The following is a 23,441-nucleotide window of genomic DNA, read 5'->3' as shown; positions in this document are numbered from 1 at the left end:
TTTCACTTGTAATTAGGTTGCATTTTGTTGCTTCATATACTGAAACATATCAATCATGATCGAAGCAACAGCCAATTGATTTTGAAATTTTTCCACTTTATCTGGTATTGTTTTTTTGAAATGTTGCATCGCCGCTAACTCAAAAGCCTCTTTTTCTTCAGGATTTCGTGTTAATTTTCTATACCAGTACGGTTGCTCTCTAATATAGCGAGATAAATCCTCATCAGCCTTTATAAACTCCATAATTTCTGCTCTCATCATCTTTCCCCCTAATCCTTTTGAAAGAAAAACGGGTTATTTTCTGAAGTACTTTGTTCTTGCTGCGTACGGTTACCTTGAAATTGCTGAATAACTTGTTGCACGCTCCCAATAGCACTCGTCACATTAGCTAAATGGTTCTGCATTTGTTCCACGTCCAACTTTTTAAAAAAAGAAAGCATTTGCCCCATCACATCAGCAGTTTTTTCCTCTTCAGTTCGATTATCTTTTTCTTTTTTATTTTCTTTTACCGAAGAAAACGCAGGCGCTCCATCCGGTCTATAAGTTGCCCATATTGGATCTTCTTCACCAAGTAAGTACCATTCTTCATAAAATTGTTGCCAAGTTTTGTGACCACTTCTAACCTCATGAACCATTTTAGGGTGATGGTTTACAAATTCTTTAAACTGTTGAACCGATGGATGTAACGGCCCTTTTGTTGTTGGCATAATCCTCACCTCTCCATGTATATCTACTATATAGTAAGAAAAAAAAGGCGCATGGTTCGCCTATTTTTAGACGATTCATGCACCTTTTTTTCTGCTATTTGCATACGGTCAGATTCCCACCTACAATTCAGTGAATACGAAGTAACTAATTAGGTGATGTAACACCCCATTGCTTACAGTTTCGCTTTATTTTCGAATAAAGTTTTGTGTATAAAATTTATCGTATACACCAACACCTAATCCTGTAAATTGTTCATTTAATAAATTCTTTCTATGCCCCTCACTATTTAACCAACCTTGCACTGCCGCAATTCCATCACTATGTTGCGCCGCTATGTTCTCACCAGCAAGTTGAAATCCTACTTTCCCGCGCTGCAAACGATCTCCTAGCGTACCTAATGTAGGTGAGTCATGAGAAAAATAATTATTGTCTTTCATATCTTTACTGTGACCAACAGCAACATCTGCCGTTTCCTGATCCCATGTTAATAATGGTAATTTATGACGACTTCGAATGATATTTGTTAAATCAAAAATTTGTTGCATATTCCCATTTTCTACTTGTTTTATCTTTTCTGGAGTCAATGGTTGTTCTGCTATTAATTCACCTGAATAAACGAGCTGATACGGTCTTTGGCGTAATAAAGTTTCATCATCCATATAACGAACACCCACAAGCTCATGTGTAAATTGATCAAAATACAATTGCGCCCATCCATCTTCTACAGGTATTAACGGTTGTTCCATGACTTCGGTATCAGATAGTTCAAATTGATAACTATTTTTCCCTCTTTTTAATGAAATTTCATGCGAAAGCGGACTTTTTTTATATACTTCTTCATATTTTTCATTTATATAATAAGGTGGAACCTTAACTTGTTCACCAGCAGCGTACGCCGTTATAACTTTACGTTCAGAAACTCCGAATTGAACATACTGAGTTAAATCCTGATTGTATACCCACCATTCATATCCGTATGCAGATGGCTCTATTCGAGAGGGTTCTCCCCACTTCGCTAATAAATTTTCAGAGTCTTCACCAATCATATTTAAAACAGTGTCTGAGGAGTCTTCCTTAATTTGCTTTTTCTTTTTCACAATTTTATTTTCTTGCTTTGATTGAGATGGGGTTAATATATATTGTGAAACGAGTAATTTCCCGTATAAATCAACAGCTAAAATTAAAATTGTAATCATTACGATACGCAATAATTTCTTCAAACGATATACCTCCTGAACAAAACATAAAATTGAGATATACACAAATCCTTTTCTTTCTTTTTGTGTGTACCGTACTCTTTTCACTATATCATATTTTTGTGAAAAAAGTCTGGATTATCCCTTTTCTCTCAATATGAATTGCACTTTCTTATTATTCATACTATTATAAAAATAATGGTGTAACATTAAAAAAGGAGGTATTATATGCAATTTACAAATACGAAATTTAATGGAGCCGTCGTTGAATTAACTCTTTTAACTGAAATCATGGAAAACAACCACTTCGTACTTGCTGGACAGTGGGATTATGAACGGGTTACATACGATTATAAATTTGAAATATTAAATGATGTTTATTATTTGCGAGTGCAAGGAGTTGCTGTTGAAGGTGACATCGGCAGTAGACACGCTGAAGTAAAACTACTCCCTCCCTTATTAGGAAAACATTATTATCCTCACGGCGTTGAATATGGCGATGATGAGACTTTCCCAACGAATGTACTTCAAAAAAGTGAACAACTCCTACAAAATGTCGAAAAAGAGTTAAAGGAACTTCAAATTATTGATTAACAAAAACAAGCGCATCAATATGATGCGCTTGTTTTATTTCCCTTCCCTAAGAATGAATCGTTTTTTTTACTGGATATCCATAAATAGATCCATCTTTTACTTTAATCTCATCTTCCCAAGGAACCTTATATTTACCTTCAGCTAAATCTTTTACAAACGTATATGGGTTTTCTTTCACCCCACCAGGAGTTGCTACATATCCTCTTGAACCTAGATTATATATATTATTTTCTAATCCCCATCCTAATCTAGCCTGATCTGCTAGTTCTGGATATACTTCAGCAGTAACAATCTCCCAAGGATTTCGATGCCCCTGTACTAAAGTAGTCCCATCAAAATTACATACTTGTCCTTCACCAAAGTAATAAAATACACCATCATAACCCGCTAAGTTTACCGACAATGTATACATTAAATTCTGCCATGCATTTGAACGATTGGTTAGCATCCATTGTTCACTAACTTGTGTGCTATACCCAGAAATACGAATCAAGACATTTGCACCTTTATAGGCTGCTTCACGAGCTACTTCAGGGAACATGCCATCATGACAAATACAAACAGCTAATTTACTTCCTCCAGGTCCATCACAAACAGGTAAGCCTAAATCTCCAGCTTTCCAAGGCTCGACTGGCACCCAAGGATTTAGCTTACGATACTTCAAAATCATTTCACCTTGTGGATCAATAATAACTGCTGTATTATATGGCTCTCCACCATCAGGGTTTTTTTCCATTATTGAAAAAACACCATATACTTTAGATTCCTTACATGCCTCAGCAAATAAGTCTGTTTCTGGCCCAGGCACTGTACATAAAAATTCTTCTGTAGTCCATTTTTTTGTATTGAGCCCTTGTGTACTATATTCAGGAAATACTATCAATTCTAATCCTGGGTAACCTGATTTGGTCGAATGAATTGTTTTTATGATTTGTTGAATTTGTTTATCAATGTCTGCACGTGACTCTACTACTGGTACTGGATATTGAATTAGCGCTGTCAAAAAACCACTAATCGGCTTTACCATACTTCCACTACTACCCATTTAAATTCCCCCTTAAAATAGTTCGTATTTATTAAAGATAACAATATATATTTGTAACTCTCTAAAAAACTTGCACTACATATGGAATTATTACGTATGAAAGCTAGTAGTAAATTTTATATCCACTTTTAGTACACGCCTACACTAACTTAACATAAATAATTAGAAAATTCAATCTTTTATAAAAAGCTAAAACTAAAAAAGAAAAAGCGTATGGAATCCCATACACTTTTTTTACTTAGTTTGTAAATACGGCGGCAATTGTTGTAACTGCTCCTTATCCTTTTCACGTTCTCTACGTGCCCATCTAAAGAATACATAGCCTATAATTGTACCGTACACTATTTCCTGGACAATTTTCATTATGATACCACCAGTTTGCTGGTCTTGTACTACTGGCATCCAGTGCAAAAATTCCGGTCCCGTTATATTTAAATCTGATAAAGTGCCCGCTGGTACACATAGTTCCATCGCTTTCATCCAAGCAGCCGGATCCGTATACGTTGCAAATAACGGGGCTGTCGCAAAAATTATTAACGCACAAGCTGGCGTTAATAATATACCATTAGCAAACATGTAACCAAGTTTCTTTATATCACTTAACGTTTGATATTCTGGTAATGGATTTAACATCGGCCACCACATCATGATTGCTGTAAAAAACAATATAGCGAGACAAATAGGATGAGCAATTTGACTTTGTTTTACCGTATCAAAAACAACTGGTAAATGATAAAAAGAAAACAGGCCGTTAAATACAAACAACGCAATAAGTGGTTTAGCAAATACCTTTAATATAATTTGAACGAACTTAAAAGAAGTAATGTAACGATATAACCAAGTTGGTATACCAAGCAACAGTAACGGTGGAACTGCAATATACATGACTGCCATTTCAAACATATGAGCACTAAATATAATATGGCCAATTAAATCAATAGGCCCTCCCTTTACAAAATACAAAAGAACAATACCAGTCATAAAATAAAAAATTTGCTTCTTACTTACCTTCGTCGCATTTTCAAATCGCATTCTATAAGGTCCAATAATTAAGAAGTACCCAATAAGAATCGAAAGCATAAATAATAAAAAAATTGGACTCCATAAAGCCTGAAAACCAAATATCCACAAGTTACTCATTTTCACACCTACCTTCGTAAGGTTATCCCATAATATGAAGAGGGAGCTGTGACAACACAAGCTCCCTTATATTTCACTTTTCAAATCCACACAATTGTCATAAAAGCTAAAATTGTAATTAACCCTATTAGCAGGCCAGAGTAAAGAAAGAAACTTGCTGCTTCATGTCCTTTATGGCTCATATGCATAAAATAATACAATTGAAAAATTACTTGTACCACTGCTAATAGTAAAATAAATGGCACAGAGAAAGTCGGACTAAAAGTTTTTGGATACGCCACTGCTACAAATGCAACTAATGTTAAAAAAACCATTAATGCAAACGTAATAACTTGATGCTTCATTTCCTCCGCACTTTTTCTCTTCCGATAAACAAGATCAACTTTAGGATTATTCGTTTGCTTTATCGCCATTGTTTATCCCACCATTCCCATTAAATATACTACAGTGAAAATAAACACCCAAACTACGTCAATAAAGTGCCAATAAATCGATGCAACATAAAACTTCGGTGCATTGTATAAATTTAGACCTCTCTTCGCATTTCTAAAGATTAATGTTAAAATCCAACACAACCCAAACAATACGTGGAGTCCATGTGTACCAACAAGAGCATAAAATGCAGAGCCAAACGCACTACTTCTCATAGTATGCTTAAATTCATGTGTATAATGGTAAAACTCATATATCTCAAACCCTAAAAATCCTAAACCTAGCAATACAGTTACTAGTAACCAAAGTTGCATTTTCTTAAAGTTAAAGTTTTTCATGTGATACATCGCATATACACTTGTTAAGCTACTCGTTAATAAAAGCATCGTCATAATGAAAACGAGTGGCATTTGGAACATTTCTTGAGATGTTGGTCCACCATTTGTAGAATTCTTTAATGCTAAATATGTTCCGAATAAGGAAGCGAACAACACTGTTTCGCCTCCAAGAAATAACCAAAAACCGACAAACTTATTTTTCCCTTCAAGGGTTGCTTTTTCAGGCTCTGCTGGAAATGTTTCATTCGTTAATTTTTCATCTACATGCATTATGCCTTGCCCCCCTTATCATCTAAATCTTCCTTATGAATATGGTATCCATGATCATCGATTACTGAACGTAGGAACATTGCGCCAAATGTAATGATTAAACCAATAATTGCTACTAATAACCAGAACTTATCTTTTCCGCCCTGCATATACATTGCACCAAATGCCGCTATAAACAATCCGAAAGAAATGACAAATGGTGAAAACGAAGGATTTGGCATATGAATATCACCAACTGGTTCCGCTGCTGTCATCTCTTTATTACCTTCACGTTTTTCAATCCAAAACGGATCTAATCCGCGAACAAATGGTAGTTGTTTAAAGTTATATTCTGGTGTCGGTGCTGGCATCGTCCATTCTAATGTACGTGCATCCCACGGATCACGACCAGCTTTTTCTTTTGATACTGTCGTTTTAATTACATTGAATAGAAGAACAATCGTCCCAAGAGCCATAAACACCGCTCCGATAGAACTAATCATATTCCCCATTTCCAACCCTTGCCCTTCAAGATATGTGTAGTAACGGCGTGGCATACCAATCAAGCCAAGGAAATGCTGAATAAAGAACGTTAAATGGAAACCGATAAAGAATAGCCAAAACGTTATCTTTCCTAATGTTTCATTTAATACTTTATTAAACATCAGTGGCCAATAATAATGAGCTCCTGCAAGTAAACCAAATACAACACCGCCAACGATTACATAATGAAAATGTGCTACTACGAAATAATTATCATGAAATTGATAATCAGCTGGTGCAGATGCTAGCATAACCCCTGTAACTCCACCCATGACGAATGATGGAATGAAAGCTACTGCCCACATCATCGGTGTCGTAAAACGAATATTTCCGCCCCACATTGTAAAGAGCCAGTTGAATATTTTGATACCAGTCGGAACCGCAATCGCCATTGTTGCAACTGAGAAAATAGCATTAGCAACTGGACCAAGTCCAACAGTAAACATATGATGCGCCCATACCATAAATCCTAAAAATCCAATTAATACAGTCGCAAACACCATGGATGAATAACCAAACAATCGTTTTTTCGAAAATGTCGCGAAGATTTCTGAGAATATTCCGAAAGCTGGGAGTATAAGAATGTATACTTCTGGATGACCGAAAATCCAGAATAAATGCTCCCATATAATTGTATTCCCACCCAATGCTGGATTAAAGAAACTTGTTCCAAATAAACGATCTAACATTAAAAGTCCTAATCCTACAGTTAACGGTGGAAAAGCGAATAATATAAGCGAAGATGTTACAAATGTCGTCCATGTAAACATCGGCATACGCATATACGTCATTCCTGGCGCACGCATATTAATAATGGTGACAAGGAAGTTAATCCCTCCAATTAATGTACCAATACCTGAGATTTGCAAACCGAGTACATAGAAATCAACACCATGACCTTTAGAGGCTAAAGCTAAAGATGCATAAGATGTCCATCCTGCATCAGGTGCTCCACCTAAAAACCAACTTAAATTTAAAAATACTCCACCAAAGAAAAATAACCAAAATCCGAGTGAATTCAAAAACGGGAACGCTACATCACGTGCACCAATTTGAAGTGGTACAGCGGCGTTCATAAATGCAAACACGAGTGGCATAGCTGCGAGGAAAATCATTGTTGTACCGTGCATCGTTAATACTTGATTATAAGCATCCCCAACAAGAAAAGCGTTGTTAGGAATCGCTAATTGAAGGCGAATAAATAGAGCTTCTATTCCGCCTATTACAAAAAACAATCCACCTGCAATTAAATAGAGAATGGCAATCTTTTTATGGTCTACTGTCGTTAAATAATCCCATATGACAGCACCCATCCCCTGTTTTTTTGCTACAGAACTCACGTTTTCAACCTCCCCTTCGCGAATAATCCCTCTTTACTTTTCAACTTTTAACGTTTGTAAGTATGCATTTAATGCATCAATTTGATCATCCGTTAAGTTGCCATATTTGCCAGTCATTTTGTTTCCTGGCTTCATATTTTCAGGATCTTTCAGCCATTTTTTTAAGTTTTCTTCATTGTTTTCGGCAATACCGGCAACCATATCGCGATCCGCAAAGTTTGCTAAGTTTGGTGCGATACGAGCGGAAGGTGGTCTACTATCATTAGATCCAACTGCGTGACAACCAATACAGCTTTTATTAAATATTTCTTGGCCCTCTTGCGCCTTTGTTGAAGCTACTTCTTTCTTCCCATCAATCTTCTTCATATCAGCAAGCCAATTTTTGTACTCGCTTTCATCTAAAGCTTTCACTTTAAATTGCATTAAAGAATGTGATGGGCCGCAAAATTCTGTACAAAAACCATTATAAGTGCCCGATTTATCTGCCTTTAACCACATTTTGTTCACATTGTCTGTATTTGTATCCATTTTCCCAGCTAAAGATGGAACCCAAAATGAGTGTTTAATATCGGCACCCTTCAAATTTAAATACACTTTCTTACCTGTGGGGATGACTAAATCTTGCGAAGTTACTATCTTTTCTGATTTATAAGAAAATTCCCACCAATAAAGATTCGCTGTTACATCAACAACGATAGTATCTTTATCAATATTCTTTTTCTCCATCGCACTTACATCAGCAAGTTTGAATGTATATGTAACCGTTGGAACAGCTAAGATTAGTAAAAGAATAATCGGAATAACTGTCCATATAATTTCTAGCTTGTGATTTCCTTCAACTTGCTCTGGAATATAATCTTCCTGACCTTTCTTTTGTCGGAAACGCACAATTACATACAAGAAAATAATAGTAACTACTAGTACTACTCCTACCATAATTGCACTTGCCAGTAGAAGTAAATCATATTGCATTTTTGCTACTTCTCCTTGCGGAATTAAAGTAGATTGAAAGGCTTTACCGCATCCCCCTAACAGTAAAGCCAGCAGTGAAACGAACGAAAGCAGTCGCCACTGTTTCTTCATACAAACAACCCCCACTTTCCTTGTGAATTAGATTGTACTTTATAGTTAAGTAAAGTAAATCTCAACGTAAAGAAATCCAATTATGTCGTTGTCTTAGAAGAATGTAACTACAATCATTGATACAAATAAGATTGTTAAATAATTTAGGGAATAAACAAACATTTGCACAGACCATTTTATGTCATCTTTCTTACGGAATCCATAAAATCCTAAAGCGATCCATCCGATGTTAAGCAGTGTTGCAATTACCATAAATGTTATCCCTAGTCCACTCATATAAAATGGTAGTGGTAATAAACATACTGTCCAAATCATAATTTGGCGTTTCGTAATTTCAAATCCATGAACTACAGGAAGCATTGGAATTCCTGCATTTCGATATTCATCAACACGTTTCATCGCTAATGCAAGGAAATGTGGGATTTGCCAAATAAACATAATTAAAAATAACATCCAAGCAATTGGATGACCTAAAGATGGATCAATTGCTGCCCATCCAATTAAAGGTGGAACTGCACCAGATATACTACCTACAACAGTATTTAGTGTATACTTTCTCTTTGTCCATAAACTATATAGAACAACATATGTGAAAGCACCAATAAATCCCATTAAGACTGCCATTGGTGTTGTTAATAATAAAAATACAAAACCAAGAAGTAATATGACTAGTCCAAATGTAAGTGCAAATCCTGGTTTATACTTTCCAGTAACCGTTGGACGGGTCTTTGTTCTTTCCATTAATGGATCGATGTCTCGATCAATGTAGTTGTTTAAACAACATACCCCTGCCATAACTAATCCAGAACCAACGATTGTAAAGAATAACTTATCCAGATTGTCCATTACACTTAATCCATTAAAGTGTAATGCCAACCAAAATCCTGTAAATACAGTAAGTGTATTTGAGTTTACAATCCCCATTTTAACGAGTGCTTTTAAATCTTGTATCCGAGTTGTTTCCGGTACACTTGTAACAGCGGACTCATCATGCAGCTCACTTGTTGCATGGTTCATCACTCTAACCCCCTCTTAAAACTTTCATCTTTCTTTTTGCGCCTATTTCAAATGAAATAATTCGCTTCTATATAGCAATATTATTACAGTAGAAACATTGTTAACCCATTCTACTACTAATCTACGCCCATACTCCAATATATTAAATCATATTTCCCGAACATTTTGTGAAGAAAACATGAACTTTTTGTGTCGAATATAAAAAACTTCATTCTGACTTGTCCTTATCATAACATGATGTTACCTTCTATAATAAACTATTTTATCCTATTTAACACGTATTCTCCCCATTTCTTTTCAAAATAGCCTATTTTTCACCTAATTTTTTCCTTAGGAACCCTGTTTTTACACCTATTTTCTCCCCCTTTCCTTTCCCCTCCATTTCTTTGCTATTTTATTATTTTTTATATATCATAGGAACTAGCGCATTTTATTCTATACATAATGGAATGAAAATATTTCGCAATAACTTCATAGCAGAAAGATGGTGAAAGAGATTGCAACGCTTTATTAAATGGTTAGCAGTCATTACAAGCCTTGATTTATTAATAGTTTTATTAGGAGGCGCTTTAGTTACAAAAACAGGTTCTGGTCAAGGTTGTGGTAAATCATGGCCACTTTGTAACGGTGAATTTGTTCCATCTAATTTATCAATGGAAACTATTATTGAACTTAGCCACCGATTAACATCAGGATCAGCTGGAATTCTTGTCACTCTCCTTTGTATTTTGTCCTGGAAATATTATAAACATGTGCGTGAAACAAAAACGTTAGCAATTTTATCCTTCGTATTTTTAGTTGCACAAGCATTAATGGGAGCAGCAGCAGTTGTTTGGGGACAAATGCCAGCTGTACTTGCTATCCATTTCGGTATTTCCTTAATTTCATTTGCTTCTGTCATTTTATTAACGTGTCTTATCTTTGAAATTGACCAAAAATTTGATGCACGTTCTCTTATTATGGACAAAAAAATGAAATTTCATATTTATGGTGTAACAATTTACAGTTATATCGTCGTCTACACAGGTGCTTTAGTACGTCACGAACGAGCTAGCTTAGCCTGTCCAGACTTTCCTTTATGTAGCAAAAACAGACCTATGCCAACTCAACTACATGAATGGGTTCAAATGGGCCATAGAGTTGCAGCAATGTTAATTTTCGCTTGGATACTTTACGCGATGATTCTCGCTATTCGTCATTACAAACAGCAACCTGTAGTATATTGGGGATGGATCATTTCATTTATCCTTGTTACACTTCAAGCTGTAGTAGGAATTTTAGTTGTATTTACAAACGCTAGTTTAGCAATGGCATTGTTACATTCTCTATTCATTTCTTGCTTGTTTGCCGTACTATGCTATTTAGTTATGTTAGGAACAAGAAGTAAAGTGAATGCAAAAGAAGCTGGATCAACTTCTAAACAAACAAAATAATTTAAAACTAAAATCCCTTGCCAATTCGGCAAGGGATTTTTTGCAATAAAGAAAAGAGCTGTATTTACACAGCTCTTTTCTTTATTTTAGTGATCTAATTCAATAAGTAAATCACCCGTTTGAATTGCATCACCATCGTTAACATATACTTTTTTCACTTTACCATTGAACGGCGCTTGAACTGTCGTTTCCATTTTCATCGCTTCTGTAATTGCCATAGAATCGCCTTTTTTCACTTCATCGCCTTCTTTTACAACTACTTTAATTACCGTTCCTGGCATTGTTGCACTAATGTGATTTGGATTTTCACGGTTTCCTTTCACACGTTGTGCAACTGTTGCTTTCACACTCTCGTCTTTCACGACAATTTCACGTGGTTGACCATTAAATTCCAAGTAAAGGACACGATTTCCATCCGGCTGTGGTTCTCCAATTGATACAAGTTTAACCATCAATGTCTTACCTTGTTCAATTTCCACATCAATTTCTTCACCTAGCCTCATACCATAGAAGAATGTCGGTGTATCAAGTACAGATACATTTCCATAAAGCTCAGCAACTTTTTCATAGTCCATAAATACTTTTGGATATAATGCATATGCAACTACATCAAAAATTGTTACTTCGCGTCCAAGTTTATGGAATAATTCTTCTTTTAACGCGTCGAAATCTACTGGCTCTAGTAGTTCACCTGGTCTTACTGTTAACGGCTCTTTCCCTTTTAAAATAATCTTTTGCAATTCTTTCGGGAAACCACCGTACGGTTGACCTAAATCACCAGAGAACATTTCAACAACAGATCCAGGGAAGTCCAAAGCATGTCCACGCTCTAAAACATCTTGTTCTGTCAGGTGGTTTTGAACCATAAATAACGCCATATCGCCAACAACTTTTGATGACGGTGTTACTTTTACAATATCTCCAAACATGTCATTCACACGACGGTACATTACTTTCACTTCATCAAAGCGATCTCCTAAACCAACCGCCTTCGCTTGTTGCTGAAGATTACTATACTGTCCACCTGGCATTTCATGCATATATACCTCTGTGTGAGGTGCATTCATACCACTTTCAAACGGTGCATAGTATTTGCGTACATCTTCCCAATAATGAGATAGCTTTTCTAAAGAATCGATATTAACATCTGGTTGTCTTTCATTTCCACCTAGTGCATAGAATAATGTGTTCGCACTCGGTTGTGACGTTTGACCAGCCATAGAACTCACTGCTACATCGACAATATCAATCCCTGCTTCAATTGCCTTCGTATACGTTAATATACCATTTCCACTCGTATCGTGCGTATGCAGGTGAATCGGAATCGATACCGTCTCTTTTAATGCTGAAACTAAATCATATGCTGCGTTTGGTTTTAGTAAGCCAGCCATATCTTTAATACCTAAAATGTGAGCTCCCGATGCTTCCAACTCTTTTGCTAAGTTTTTATAATAATTCAAATCATATTTACTACGTAATGGATCATGAATATCTCCTGTATAGCACATTGTCGCTTCTGCAATTTTACCAGTATCTCGTACAGCATCAATTGCAACTCTCATACCTTCTACCCAGTTTAAACTATCAAAAATACGGAACACATCAATGCCTGCTTGAGCAGAACACTCCACAAATTTTTGAATTAAATTATCTGGATAGTTTTTGTAGCCAACTGCGTTTGACGAACGTAGTAACATTTGGAATAAAACGTTCGGCATTTTTTCACGAAGATCTAGTAATCGTTCCCATGGATCTTCTTTTAAGAAACGATACGCGACATCAAACGTTGCACCGCCCCACATTTCAGCTGAGAATAGGTTTGGTAACATTCTTGCTGTTGGCTCTGCAATTTGATGTAAATCTTTTGTACGAATACGAGTTGCAAGTAATGACTGATGTGCATCACGGAATGTTGTATCCGTTAAAAGTACACGGTTTTGATCCTGTACCCATTTTACTAATCCATCTGCTCCACGCTCGTCCAAAATTTGTTTCGTTCCATTTTGGATTGGCTCTGAATGTTTTAAACATGGAATACGAGCATCTGGGAATATTGGCTTTTCTTTTTTCCCTACTCCTGGGAAGCCATTTACTGTTACTGAACCAATATAATTTAACATTTTCGTTCCGCGGTCTTTACGTTTCGGGAACAAGAATAGTTCAGGTGACACATCAATAAACGAAGTATCATATTCTCCTGATAAGAAGTTTTTATGTTTTACTACATTCTCTAGGAATGGAATATTTGTTTTAATACCACGAATACGGAATTCTTTTAAGTTACGTTCCATTTTTGCAGCAGCTTGCTCAAAAGTAAGTGCCCAAGTTGTAACTTTTACAAGTAAAGAATCGTAGTATGGTGTAATAACTGCACCTTGGAAGCTATTTCCTGTATCAAGACGCACACCAAAACCACCGCCTGATCGATACGCCATAATTTTTCCTGTATCCGGCATAAAATTATTTAGTGGGTCTTCAGTTGTTACACGAGATTGGATTGCAAATCCGTGTACAACCACTTCCTCTTGCTTCGGAACACCTACTATTTTACTATGTAATGCATGTCCATCAGCTATTAAAATTTGTGATTGAACGATATCGACTCCTGTGATCATCTCTGTAATCGTATGTTCTACTTGAACACGTGGATTTACTTCAATAAAGTAAAACTCATCATCTTTTACAAGGAATTCTACTGTCCCTGCATTTAAATAGTTTACATTTTTCGTTAACTTCACAGCAGCATCACAAATACGCTGACGCAGATCATCTGAAAGTGATACACTCGGTGCTATTTCTACAACTTTTTGATGACGACGTTGTACAGAACAGTCACGCTCGTATAAATGAACAACATTGCCTTCTTCATCTGCTAAAATTTGTACTTCTATATGTTTAGGTTTTTCAACGAATTTTTCGACGTAAACTTCATCATTACCAAAGGCTGCTTTCGCTTCTGATTTTGCTCGATTATATGATTCTCCTAATTCCTCACTAGTACGCACAATACGCATACCACGACCGCCACCACCAAGGGACGCTTTAATAATAATCGGGTAATCATACTTTTCAGCAAATTTTTCGACTTCTTCTAATGAATCTACTGGACCATCACTACCAGGTATAACTGGAATTTGTGCTAGCTGCGCTTGTGTTCTTGCTTTCACTTTATCTCCAAACATATCTAAATGCTTACTTTTCGGACCGATAAAGATAATTCCTTCTTCTTCGCAACGTTTCGCGAATTGAATATTTTCTGACAAGAAACCATATCCAGGGTGGATTGCATCTACATGATTACTTTTTGCAATCTCAATAATGCCTTCAATATCTAGATAAGCATCAATTGGTTTTTTTCCTTCCCCAACTAAATAGGACTCATCGGCTTTATAGCGATGATAAGAACCACTATCCTCTTTCGAATAGATTGCAACTGTTTTTAATCCAAGTTCCGAACAAGCTCGAAACACACGAATTGCAATCTCTCCACGGTTAGCTACCAATACTTTTTGAATACGTTGCAGCTTTGTCATGATTTTCCCCCTCTACTTTCCTACCACTCTAGAGATAAAATATATACACACCTTAAAAAGCGTGAAGTTCTTCACTTTCCACATTATATTATACTTAGAAAGCTTCACTTTATTTTTATCCATCATACCTTATTTTTTAACAAATGATAAGTTTTCTGTGCAATTTGTTTCACAAAAATAGTATAGCATACCTCTTCCTTTTCTAACAACTTAATTGTATATCACATTTAAACAAATGTGATATATCTTTTAACTGAAAGAGAAATTAATACATCATATTTAAAACTACTTGAAAATAAAAAACACATCCTGCTCTAAAGCACGATGTGTTTTTTATTTTACAACTACAAGATGTGGTCCATTTTGTTCTCTTTCTTTCATTACCTCATTCTGCTGTTTTTCTTCTCGTTTTACATGACTAGCAATATTAAGTAGTATTCCCATCGCAAGTAGATTAGCTAATAAAGAACTACCACCATAGCTGACAAACGGTAATGGTACTCCTGTAAGTGGTATTACTCCAGACATACCACCAACATTAATAAACGTTTGAACTCCAAACAAGCTTGCAATTCCGATAGCTATTAAACTTCCAAATGGATCTGTACATTTTTGTGCAACTCTAAATGACCGAATAATAATAAGTAATAAACAGATTAAAATGATAGCTACACCTATAAAACCAAGTTCTTCAGATATAATTGCCATTATAAAATCCGTTTGCGGTTCTGGTAAATAACCATATTTTTGTACACTATTCCCTAATCCTCTACCATTAAGCCCTCCAGAAGCGATTCCAATAAATGAATTCACTAATTGAAACCCATCCTTTTGAGGATCATTAAACGGATCAAGGAAAACAGAAAAACGCGCCTTTTGATATGGATTTAATGCATAATTACCAAGAAGATATAGTGCCGGAATCCATACTATAGAAGTTAAAGCAATTCGTTTAATCCATAAGTTAACCTGTACTCCCGAACAAAGAAACATAATTCCTACTGTTCCTGCAATTAACAAATCAGTACCTAAATCATTTTGCTTTAATATTAAAAACATGATTATACCAACACCAATAAGTACTGGACCTGACCCTTTGGAAACAGGTGTATTCGTTTCTTGTCTTTTGGCAAAGAAATGAGCTAAGACAAGAATAACTGTTATCTTAACAAATTCTGCAGGCTGTATTCCAAATATCCAGCCGTTTGCACCGTTTACTTTCTTAGTGAAAAAGGCAGCTGCAGCTAATAAGGCAACACTAGCACCGTAACTCCCCAACAAAAAAATTCGTTTTCTCCAAACTTTATATGGGATAGTAGCAATAATTATTAATACTATTGTCCCAGCAACTAAAGTAATTAATTGTCTTTTAAAAAAGAAATTTGCTGGTTTATCAAATCTCGAAATTGCAACAATGGAACTAGAACTATATACCATTATTACTCCCAGCACACATAAGATAACAAGAGGAAGTAACAATGAATAATCCATTGATTTCCATACTTTTTTCATTTCATTTCCTCTTTCTGTTTCAATTTAATTATTGTTGTATTCCATATGTACATTGATTCTTCCTGCTTTATTATACAAATAAAAAGCTCAAACTAATTTAGTTTGAGCCCCCTTATTTGAACCCGTTATTGTTGTTTGTTTGTAAACGCTTCATGAAGTGCAGATAACTCACGTTCGAGCTCACCTAACATTGCTTTCCCTTGTTCTTCTGCAATAAGACCAAGGCGAACTGCAAAATCGACCTCGCGGGATAGTCCAAACATTTGTGTGTCTAACACTTCTTCATATAATGGACATTGCGGCATTGTAAGATGGTCCATTTGCACCTTAATAAGTCTTAAAATCTTCTCTGCATCCGCTTGTAGAAGGGCTAGTGCCTTTTCCTGATGATTTGCTACTGTCTCAGACGCCAAATTGATTCCCTCCGTTTCCGTCCTACTCTCCTCTATCCTATCTATTAATATTAGCGATAGTTTTAATAAATTGCAATAGAAACATTTTTTGTGACAACAGTGTCTAATGCTATTATACTGAAAAGTGGGAGTATAACACAAATGGGGGAACAACAATGAGCGAAATTTTATTTATTAACGGAAAAGTACGTTTTCCAATCACTATTGATCCAACTGTTTGGATCTTTGATGATCGAAAAGTAGATTTGACAACTTACTTTGATGAAACTAGAGAAAACACGTCTGAACTAGAAACTTATTTAAAAAACACTTCAGAACATTGGGATCGTGAAATTCGTGATGGTGCTGCCTTCCCGCCAATACAACAAAGTGTAAAGAAATATAAAAAAGAACAGCTAATTACTGGAACATTTGGTATACCCTTTCATCCATTCCTTGCTAACGCTGAAATTTTAGAGGACGCTACGCAAGTTGAAATTGAAACTGTAGATCATACAATGACACTTCCATTAGAAACTGTCAAAAATGCTATACTAGGTTTTTCAAAAGAAGGAAAGCCATTAAAAGAAGACGGACCTGTTCATCTCTATTTCAATGATGGATCTAATCGACAAAATCCAATCCGGAACATCCGTAAATTTACAATTATTTAAAGAAAAGGAGTGAGCTTAAGCTCACTCCTTTTTACAATAAATCTGCTGCTAGTTGAGCTAAATTAGATCGCTCCCCTTTAACAAACTTCACATGACCACTAATGCGCTGTTCTTTAAACTTCTCTACAACATACGTTAAGCCATTATTATATTCATCTAAATATGGGTGATCAATTTGCTGAGGATCTCCCATCAATACAATCTTACTCTTTTCCCCTACCCTAGTTAGTATCGTTTTCACTTCATGCTTTGTTAAATTTTGTGCTTCGTCAATGATAATGAACTGATCTGGAATACTTCTCCCGCGTATATAAGTAAGGGCTTCTACTTCAATCGAACCCATTCCAGCTAAAATAGCATCTAACTCTCCTGGCTTTTTCGTATTAAATAAATACTCTAGGTTATCAAAAATTGGTTGCATCCATGGTCTTAACTTTTCTTCTTTTTCTCCTGGTAAATAACCGATATCTTTTCCGACTGGGACAATTGGTCTTGCAACGAGTAATTTTTTATATAACCCTAAGTCTTCTGTTTGCATAAGTCCCGAAGCTAACGCAAGTAACGTTTTTCCTGTGCCGGCTTTCCCCGTTAATGTTACGAGCGGAATATCTTCACGAAGCAACAATTCTAATCCCATAATTTGCTGCACGTTTCGTGGTCGTATCCCCCACACTTGTTCATTGTGAAAAATAAGTTTCTTTACCTTCTTACCTAAGTGATCCACAATGCCAAGCGCAGAACTAGAGCCCCCTAATGCATCTTTCATTACTACAAATTGATTTGGGTAAAAAGGGTGATTCGCAATTTCAGATAGAGGCAATTCACCTTTCTCATAAAAATAATCCAATTGTTCTTTTGATATATATCCTTCTAAAAAGCCAGAATATATATTTTCTACTTCAATTACGCGATCACTTAAATAATCTTCAGCCTTCAAACCAATTGCATCAGCTTTTACCCTTACGAGTACATCTTTACTTACTAAAATAACAGACTTCCCGTCCTCTTTTTCCTGTTCTTCTAAAGATAGATTTTTTGCTACAGCTAAAATTCGATTATCATTTGTTTTTTCTACAAAAATATCTTGTAGTTGCACAAATGAACGATGGTTTAATTCAATACGAAATGTTCCGCCATTTTCTAGCGGGATACTTTCATGCAGCTTTCCTATTTCACGAAATTTATCTATTAACTTAGATACATAACGAGCATTTCGTCCTACTTCATCCATATAACGTTTTTTCGAATCAACCTCTTCTAATACAACTGCTGGAATCACTACTTCATTGGTTTCAAATGAAAAAATAGATAAAGGATCCTGCAAAAGTACATTCGTATCTAACACATAAATTTTATCCAACCTGTTACCCCCTGACTCCACTTTTAAATTTGTAGAACAAGGGTTTCATCCATAAAATATGGACGAACCATTGTTATAATTATATGTACCGTGTAAACGAGGTAGAATCGAAAATCATAGTCATTAAACCTTTTATTTATTCTTTATTCATTTCTATTCAATATATTACTTTTTATTATAATTATTAACGTTAAATCACAATAACCGATTACAAAAGTGAATAAACGAATTTCTTATTTAGCACATTTATAATTCTCTTATTCCTACTAGTACTTCGTTATCCAGCTTTTTGGCCGCCCGAAGATCGTATGTTTTTTCATATGTTGGTTCAATTGCAAGTTTCGCTCCATAAAACATAACATCACGTACTTCTTGCACATTAACTTCTATTACAGTTAATTTCAAAGAAATACCTTCCATTCTATCTGTCAAAATTTCACCTGCACCACTTATAGAAAATACGGATTCATTCGCCATTATAGTCAATACTACACCTGTATTATGCCTTATATTTTCCACAATACGTGAACGTTGATCTACTGCAAATCGAATACTAGTTTTGCTCACTGCATACACCCAAGAAATAGCACTTACGTTAGGAACTTGTTTTTCGAAATCTGTCGTTGCTATCATCACAATACACTCTTTACGCAACGTTTGTACTAAACCCTCTGTTAAAGTAGGCTCTACTACATTCGCCATATTTTCACCTCCAAACATACTTGGTATATCCTTATCATAACTTATTTTTCGAATTGCGAAAATATTATTTTTTCCCACTATTATTCAAAAACATTATACTTCCATGATATACTTATACTGATAGAATTCGTATTGAGGTGACGAAATGAGAGTCAAATGTATGATTTGTGATAAAAAAGATATGTTAGATGATGAAAATCCTATGGCAAAAAAACTGCGTAATCGCCCTATTCATACATATATGTGCATGGAATGTTCGGAACGAATTGCAGAGCGTACAATGGAACGTCATGCAAGTGGTAATTTCCGATTATATCGTGATAAAAAAGTCGAAGACGATTGGTAAAATGTAAATAAGTCCTTACTCATATAGATAAGGACTTATTTATATTTTTCAGGCTCACGATTCATTTGATCCAAGAAACAATCAATAGCTTCTAATGGAAACCTTGCAGATTTCCTTTCCCCTTTCATTTCATATGTAATTAAATACATTTCCTCGTTCTTTTTAACTTCCACATTTTTTAATTTATGTTCTTCATATATCATATTTTGAAATAACAAATACGTTTCTTTTGCAGCACTATCATCCGGACGTGCTTCCGCAACTGTTTTAATTGTTAACCAATTATATAGTGCATCTTGTACTGAACGCATAAAACTTCGCCCCCTCACCCTGCTTTTTGTTGTTTCGCTTGACGCAAACGCAATCTATAAATTCCAAGTACAATTGCCGCTACAACAAGTCCTTCTCCAACAGGTAAAAATACAGCAAAAAAGGTTAATACTGTACATCCAATTGCTAATGATATGTATATTACTATATTTTTTAGTACAGACAACTTTCTAGCAAATCCTAAATTATAGACGAGAGCACTTAATATAATAATCGTCCCATAAAGTAACCACATTCCTAACTCTGGATTTTCATCAACTTTACATAATTTCGCAAAAAAAGACATTCTTTCTAACACTATTTATCCCCCCTTCTCATAAAAAACAAAATTTCTTTATGTACTTAATACAAGAGTAACCTGCGAAAAAAATACTGTCCACTAAAAAGAGTAAATATTCTAAAAAATAAACATAAAAAAACAGCTACCTTAAAGGTAGCTGTTTTATTTTTTATGCTTCTACAGATTTCTTTTTCTTAGCAGCTCTTTCACGTTCGCTCTTATCAAGAATCTTTTTACGTAAACGAATTGATTCTGGAGTTACTTCACAGAACTCGTCATCGTTTAAGTACTCTAATGACTCTTCTAGAGTCATTAAGCGTGGTTTTTTCATTGTTGAAGTTTGATCTTTCGTTGCAGAACGAATGTTAGTTTGTTGTTTCATTTTCACAACGTTAACTGTTAAGTCGTTCTCACGAGTATGTTCTCCTACGATCATACCAGCATATACTTCTGTACCTGGTTCAACGAAGATTACACCACGGTCTTCAACTTGCATAATACCGTATTGTGATGCTTTTCCTGTTTCAAGTGAAACTAGAACACCTTGGCGACGTCCACCCACTTGTCCAGCATGTACTGGTTGGTAGCAATCGAATGTATGGTTTAAAATACCGTAACCACGAGTTAATGTTAGGAATTCTGTTGTGTAACCAATTAAACCACGTGCCGGAACCATGAAAGTAAGGCGAACTTGACCGTTTCCGTTATTCACCATATCTAACATTTCACCTTTACGTGCACCCATTGATTCCATAATAGAACCAGTGTATTCTTCAGGAACATCGATTTGTACGCGCTCTACAGGTTCACATCTTACGCCATCGATATCTTTAATAATTACTTCAGGCTTAGATACTTGTAGTTCATAACCTTCACGACGCATGTTTTCAATTAAGATAGATAAATGCAATTCCCCGCGTCCAGATACGATCCATGCATCAGGAGAATCTGTATTATCTACACGTAAACTTACATCTGTTTCTAATTGTGAACGAAGACGCTCTTCAATTTTACGAGATGTAATAAATTTACCTTCACGACCTGCAAATGGGCTGTTATTTACAAGGAATGTCATTTGTAGCGTTGGCTCATCAATACGTAATAATGGTAAAGCCTCTTCATGCTCAACCGGACATACCGTTTCACCTACGTTGATGTCTTCCATACCTGAAACAGCTACTAAATCTCCAGCTTTTGCTTCTTCAATTTCTTGACGTTTTAATCCAATGTAACCGAATAATTTCGTTACGCGGAATTGTTTTACACTTCCGTCAACTTTCATTAAAGCAACTTGTTGTCCAACCTTCATTGTACCGCGGAATACGCGTCCAACTCCAATACGTCCAACGTAGTCGTTGTAATCAAGAAGTGCTACTTGGAATTGAAGTGGCTCTTCGCTGTTATCAACTGGTGCTGGAATATGTTCGATAATTGTATCGAATAATGATTTCATATTCTCTTCTTGATTTGCCGGATTTGAATCCAAGCTTGCTGTTCCGTTCATTGCTGATGCAAATACAACTGGGAACTCTAATTGATCTTCGTTTGCACCAAGTTCGATGAATAAGTCAACTACTTCATCAACTACTTCATCAGGGCGAGCGAAGTCACGGTCAATTTTGTTTACAACAACGATTGGAGTTAAGTTTTGCTCAAGAGCTTTCTTTAAAACAAATCGTGTTTGTGGCATACAACCTTCATATGCATCAACAACAAGTAGAACACCATCAACCATTTTCATGATACGTTCTACTTCTCCACCGAAGTCAGCGTGACCTGGTGTATCTAAAATGTTAATTCTTTTATCTTCATAGTGAATCGCTGTATTCTTCGCTAAAATTGTAATACCGCGTTCTCTTTCTAGATCATTTGAATCCATTGCGCGTTCTTCAATATGTTCATTCGCACGGAATGTCCCCGCTTGACGTAATAACTGGTCAACAAGTGTTGTTTTACCATGGTCAACGTGGGCAATAATTGCTATATTACGTAAATCTTGTCGTTTTTTCAACATGTCCAACTCCTAATGTCTTTTTAATCCTTCTCTATTATAAGAGCGAAGGGGATACAATAGCAATTAAAATAAAAGCAAGAATGAAAATATAGTTGTATTCTTACTTTTGTGAAAGTAAAATGAGATTGGAGGGTGAAGAAATGGAACACATTCAATATCGCTTTTTATTAACCGCAATTATCGGTGTTATTTTCTTAATCGGTATCGGCATTATGATTGCTGAAAATAGTCCAATCGGTATTATTATTTGCATTATCGGTACATTTGTTGCAGTTGGATACGGTTTTGTAACAAAAAGAAAAATGCGCAAATCACAATAACGCTAAAAAGTAAGAAGCTTATACATAGCCTCTTACTTTTTTTGTGGCTCTGATATAAAAGATAACACTTCTTCATACACTCCTGGTTTTGCAACTAGCACACTGCTCTTCTCTATGATAGAAAGTGGCGCTCCAGAGAATGTCGTTACCTTCCCTCCAACTTCTTCTACAATTATCTGTCCTCCGCCAAAATCCCATGGTGATAATCTCGGCGTTACATATGCATCTATTCTTCCTGTTGCAACGTACACCATCTCTAACGCTGCACAGCCATACGATCTCGTGCCCCTTGCTTTCTTAACAAGTGCCATCATACTTTCCATATTAAGCAATGGATTATCTGTAAGCCATACCGCATTTAAAGCTACAATACCTTGCTCTACAGTTCCTTTTTCCAATGGAGGAATTGATATATCATTACAAAAAGCTCCAGATCCCTTGACTGCATGATATAGTTCATCATGTACTGGATCATAAATAAGTCCAATCTTTCCGATACCGTTCTTATAAATCCCAATTGAAATTGCAAAATTTCTTTTTTGATGAACAAAGTTCATCGTGCCGTCAATTGGATCAATTAACCAAACAACCCCGTCAGAAGACGTTATCTCGTCTCCATAACCTTCTTCTCCTAAAATATTATGATTCGGGAATGTTTCTTTAATTTTCCCAATTAAAAACTGTTCTATCTCTCGGTCCATATTTGTAACTAAGTCAGCTGCATTGGATTTTGTTTCTATAATAAGTGCTTTTTTCATGGATGCCATTAAATGCTCTCCTGCATCCCGAATCCACCGTTTGGCGTGTGCATCGATGTCTTTCCATACTTCTTGCATGTTTAAACACTCCGATCTTTACTG

General features: G+C 35.7%; 24 protein-coding genes. 5 read left to right on the top strand and 19 right to left on the bottom strand.

What is annotated here, in order from left to right; genetic code table 11:
• Positions 1-12: 12 nt before the first annotated feature.
• The 3 genes from H6481_RS02510 to H6481_RS02500 all read right to left on the bottom strand — a co-directional run bounded on the left by H6481_RS02510 (position 13) and on the right by H6481_RS02500 (position 1,928).
• Complete coding sequence (locus tag H6481_RS02510; RefSeq protein WP_001200990.1) at positions 13-258, bottom strand: YlbE-like family protein; 246 nt, start codon at positions 256-258, stop codon at positions 13-15.
• Positions 259-269: 11 nt separating this feature from the next.
• Positions 270-707, bottom strand: a complete 438-nt coding sequence (locus H6481_RS02505; RefSeq protein ID WP_001143346.1) for a YlbD family protein — start codon at positions 705-707, stop codon at positions 270-272.
• 186 nt (positions 708-893) lie between these two features.
• Entirely contained in the window at positions 894-1,928 is a 1,035-nt protein-coding gene (locus tag H6481_RS02500; protein ID WP_000735387.1) for a CAP domain-containing protein, read from the bottom strand.
• A 204-nt stretch (positions 1,929-2,132) separates the two neighbouring features.
• On the opposite strand from H6481_RS02500, the gene H6481_RS02495 reads away from it, so the two are divergent.
• Positions 2,133-2,498 (top strand): YugN family protein, encoded by a 366-nt coding sequence (locus tag H6481_RS02495; protein WP_001160949.1) that lies wholly within the window; start codon positions 2,133-2,135, stop codon positions 2,496-2,498.
• A gap of 46 nt (positions 2,499-2,544) precedes the next feature.
• Here H6481_RS02495 and H6481_RS02490 read toward each other — a convergent pair whose 3' ends face one another.
• The 7 genes from H6481_RS02490 to ctaB form a co-directional block, all read right to left on the bottom strand.
• Positions 2,545-3,543 (bottom strand): formamidase, encoded by a 999-nt coding sequence (locus H6481_RS02490; RefSeq protein ID WP_000535802.1) that lies wholly within the window; start codon positions 3,541-3,543, stop codon positions 2,545-2,547.
• Positions 3,544-3,777: 234 nt separating this feature from the next.
• Entirely contained in the window at positions 3,778-4,683 is a 906-nt protein-coding gene (gene ctaG / locus H6481_RS02485) for a cytochrome c oxidase assembly factor CtaG (RefSeq protein ID WP_098256507.1), read from the bottom strand.
• 80 nt (positions 4,684-4,763) lie between these two features.
• The gene (ctaF, locus tag H6481_RS02480) at positions 4,764-5,096 is read right to left on the bottom strand and encodes a cytochrome c oxidase subunit IVB (protein ID WP_182810998.1); all 333 of its coding nucleotides are present in this window, start codon (positions 5,094-5,096) and stop codon (positions 4,764-4,766) included.
• 3 nt (positions 5,097-5,099) lie between these two features.
• Positions 5,100-5,723, bottom strand: a complete 624-nt coding sequence (gene ctaE, locus H6481_RS02475; RefSeq protein ID WP_000557861.1) for a cytochrome c oxidase subunit III — start codon at positions 5,721-5,723, stop codon at positions 5,100-5,102.
• Positions 5,723-7,558, bottom strand: coding sequence for a cytochrome c oxidase subunit I (ctaD, locus tag H6481_RS02470; RefSeq protein WP_153596374.1), 1,836 nt, complete (start codon positions 7,556-7,558; stop codon positions 5,723-5,725). The genes ctaE and ctaD overlap by 1 nt, the downstream gene beginning before the upstream one ends.
• 60 nt (positions 7,559-7,618) lie before the next feature.
• Entirely contained in the window at positions 7,619-8,668 is a 1,050-nt protein-coding gene (gene coxB, locus H6481_RS02465; RefSeq protein ID WP_000745273.1) for a cytochrome c oxidase subunit II, read from the bottom strand.
• 93 nt (positions 8,669-8,761) lie between these two features.
• Positions 8,762-9,685 (bottom strand): protoheme IX farnesyltransferase, encoded by a 924-nt coding sequence (ctaB, locus tag H6481_RS02460; RefSeq protein WP_001015053.1) that lies wholly within the window; start codon positions 9,683-9,685, stop codon positions 8,762-8,764.
• A 497-nt stretch (positions 9,686-10,182) separates the two neighbouring features.
• On the opposite strand from ctaB, the gene ctaA reads away from it, so the two are divergent.
• Entirely contained in the window at positions 10,183-11,118 is a 936-nt protein-coding gene (ctaA, locus tag H6481_RS02455; protein WP_001188740.1) for a heme A synthase, read from the top strand.
• A gap of 86 nt (positions 11,119-11,204) precedes the next feature.
• On the opposite strand, the gene pyc is transcribed toward ctaA, so the two are convergent.
• The 3 genes from pyc to H6481_RS02440 all read right to left on the bottom strand — a co-directional run bounded on the left by pyc (position 11,205) and on the right by H6481_RS02440 (position 16,576).
• Positions 11,205-14,651, bottom strand: a complete 3,447-nt coding sequence (gene pyc / locus H6481_RS02450; RefSeq protein ID WP_078993999.1) for a pyruvate carboxylase — start codon at positions 14,649-14,651, stop codon at positions 11,205-11,207.
• A gap of 333 nt (positions 14,652-14,984) precedes the next feature.
• Positions 14,985-16,163, bottom strand: coding sequence for an FtsW/RodA/SpoVE family cell cycle protein (locus tag H6481_RS02445; protein WP_182810995.1), 1,179 nt, complete (start codon positions 16,161-16,163; stop codon positions 14,985-14,987).
• 125 nt (positions 16,164-16,288) lie between these two features.
• Entirely contained in the window at positions 16,289-16,576 is a 288-nt protein-coding gene (locus H6481_RS02440) for a YlaN family protein (protein WP_000135694.1), read from the bottom strand.
• Between the two features lie 155 nt (positions 16,577-16,731).
• Between H6481_RS02440 and H6481_RS02435 the strand changes: the two genes are divergently transcribed.
• A complete protein-coding gene (locus H6481_RS02435; RefSeq protein WP_001289810.1) occupies positions 16,732-17,229 on the top strand; it encodes a hypothetical protein in 498 nt (165 codons plus the stop codon).
• A 31-nt stretch (positions 17,230-17,260) separates the two neighbouring features.
• Here H6481_RS02435 and H6481_RS02430 read toward each other — a convergent pair whose 3' ends face one another.
• Both H6481_RS02430 and H6481_RS02425 read right to left on the bottom strand, forming a co-directional pair.
• A complete protein-coding gene (locus H6481_RS02430; protein ID WP_000358083.1) occupies positions 17,261-18,589 on the bottom strand; it encodes a PhoH family protein in 1,329 nt (442 codons plus the stop codon).
• Positions 18,590-18,835: 246 nt separating this feature from the next.
• The gene (locus tag H6481_RS02425; RefSeq protein ID WP_000024600.1) at positions 18,836-19,291 is read right to left on the bottom strand and encodes a pyridoxamine 5'-phosphate oxidase family protein; all 456 of its coding nucleotides are present in this window, start codon (positions 19,289-19,291) and stop codon (positions 18,836-18,838) included.
• A gap of 145 nt (positions 19,292-19,436) precedes the next feature.
• Between H6481_RS02425 and H6481_RS02420 the strand changes: the two genes are divergently transcribed.
• Positions 19,437-19,637: a YlaI family protein gene (locus H6481_RS02420; RefSeq protein ID WP_001995040.1), complete on the top strand. Its 201-nt coding sequence runs from the start codon at positions 19,437-19,439 to the stop codon at positions 19,635-19,637.
• Between the two features lie 35 nt (positions 19,638-19,672).
• Here H6481_RS02420 and H6481_RS02415 read toward each other — a convergent pair whose 3' ends face one another.
• The 3 genes from H6481_RS02415 to typA form a co-directional block, all read right to left on the bottom strand.
• Positions 19,673-19,948: a hypothetical protein gene (locus tag H6481_RS02415; RefSeq protein ID WP_001258141.1), complete on the bottom strand. Its 276-nt coding sequence runs from the start codon at positions 19,946-19,948 to the stop codon at positions 19,673-19,675.
• Positions 19,949-19,962: 14 nt separating this feature from the next.
• Entirely contained in the window at positions 19,963-20,265 is a 303-nt protein-coding gene (locus H6481_RS02410) for a YlaH-like family protein (protein ID WP_000893662.1), read from the bottom strand.
• A gap of 151 nt (positions 20,266-20,416) precedes the next feature.
• Positions 20,417-22,261, bottom strand: coding sequence for a translational GTPase TypA (gene typA, locus H6481_RS02405; RefSeq protein WP_000914752.1), 1,845 nt, complete (start codon positions 22,259-22,261; stop codon positions 20,417-20,419).
• Between the two features lie 140 nt (positions 22,262-22,401).
• Between typA and H6481_RS02400 the strand changes: the two genes are divergently transcribed.
• Positions 22,402-22,581, top strand: a complete 180-nt coding sequence (locus tag H6481_RS02400; protein ID WP_000400123.1) for a DUF5325 family protein — start codon at positions 22,402-22,404, stop codon at positions 22,579-22,581.
• A gap of 32 nt (positions 22,582-22,613) precedes the next feature.
• Here the strand turns inward: H6481_RS02400 and H6481_RS02395 are convergent, their stop codons facing one another.
• A complete protein-coding gene (locus tag H6481_RS02395) occupies positions 22,614-23,417 on the bottom strand; it encodes an inositol monophosphatase family protein (RefSeq protein ID WP_001158706.1) in 804 nt (267 codons plus the stop codon).
• Positions 23,418-23,441 lie beyond the last annotated feature (24 nt).

Source organism: Bacillus sp. ME78 (genome assembly GCF_903970865.1).
Lineage (GTDB): Bacteria > Bacillota > Bacilli > Bacillales > Bacillaceae_G > Bacillus_A > Bacillus_A cereus.
The sequence above is the reverse complement of the archived record's forward strand: the minus strand, read 5'-3'. Positions and strand labels throughout refer to the sequence as shown.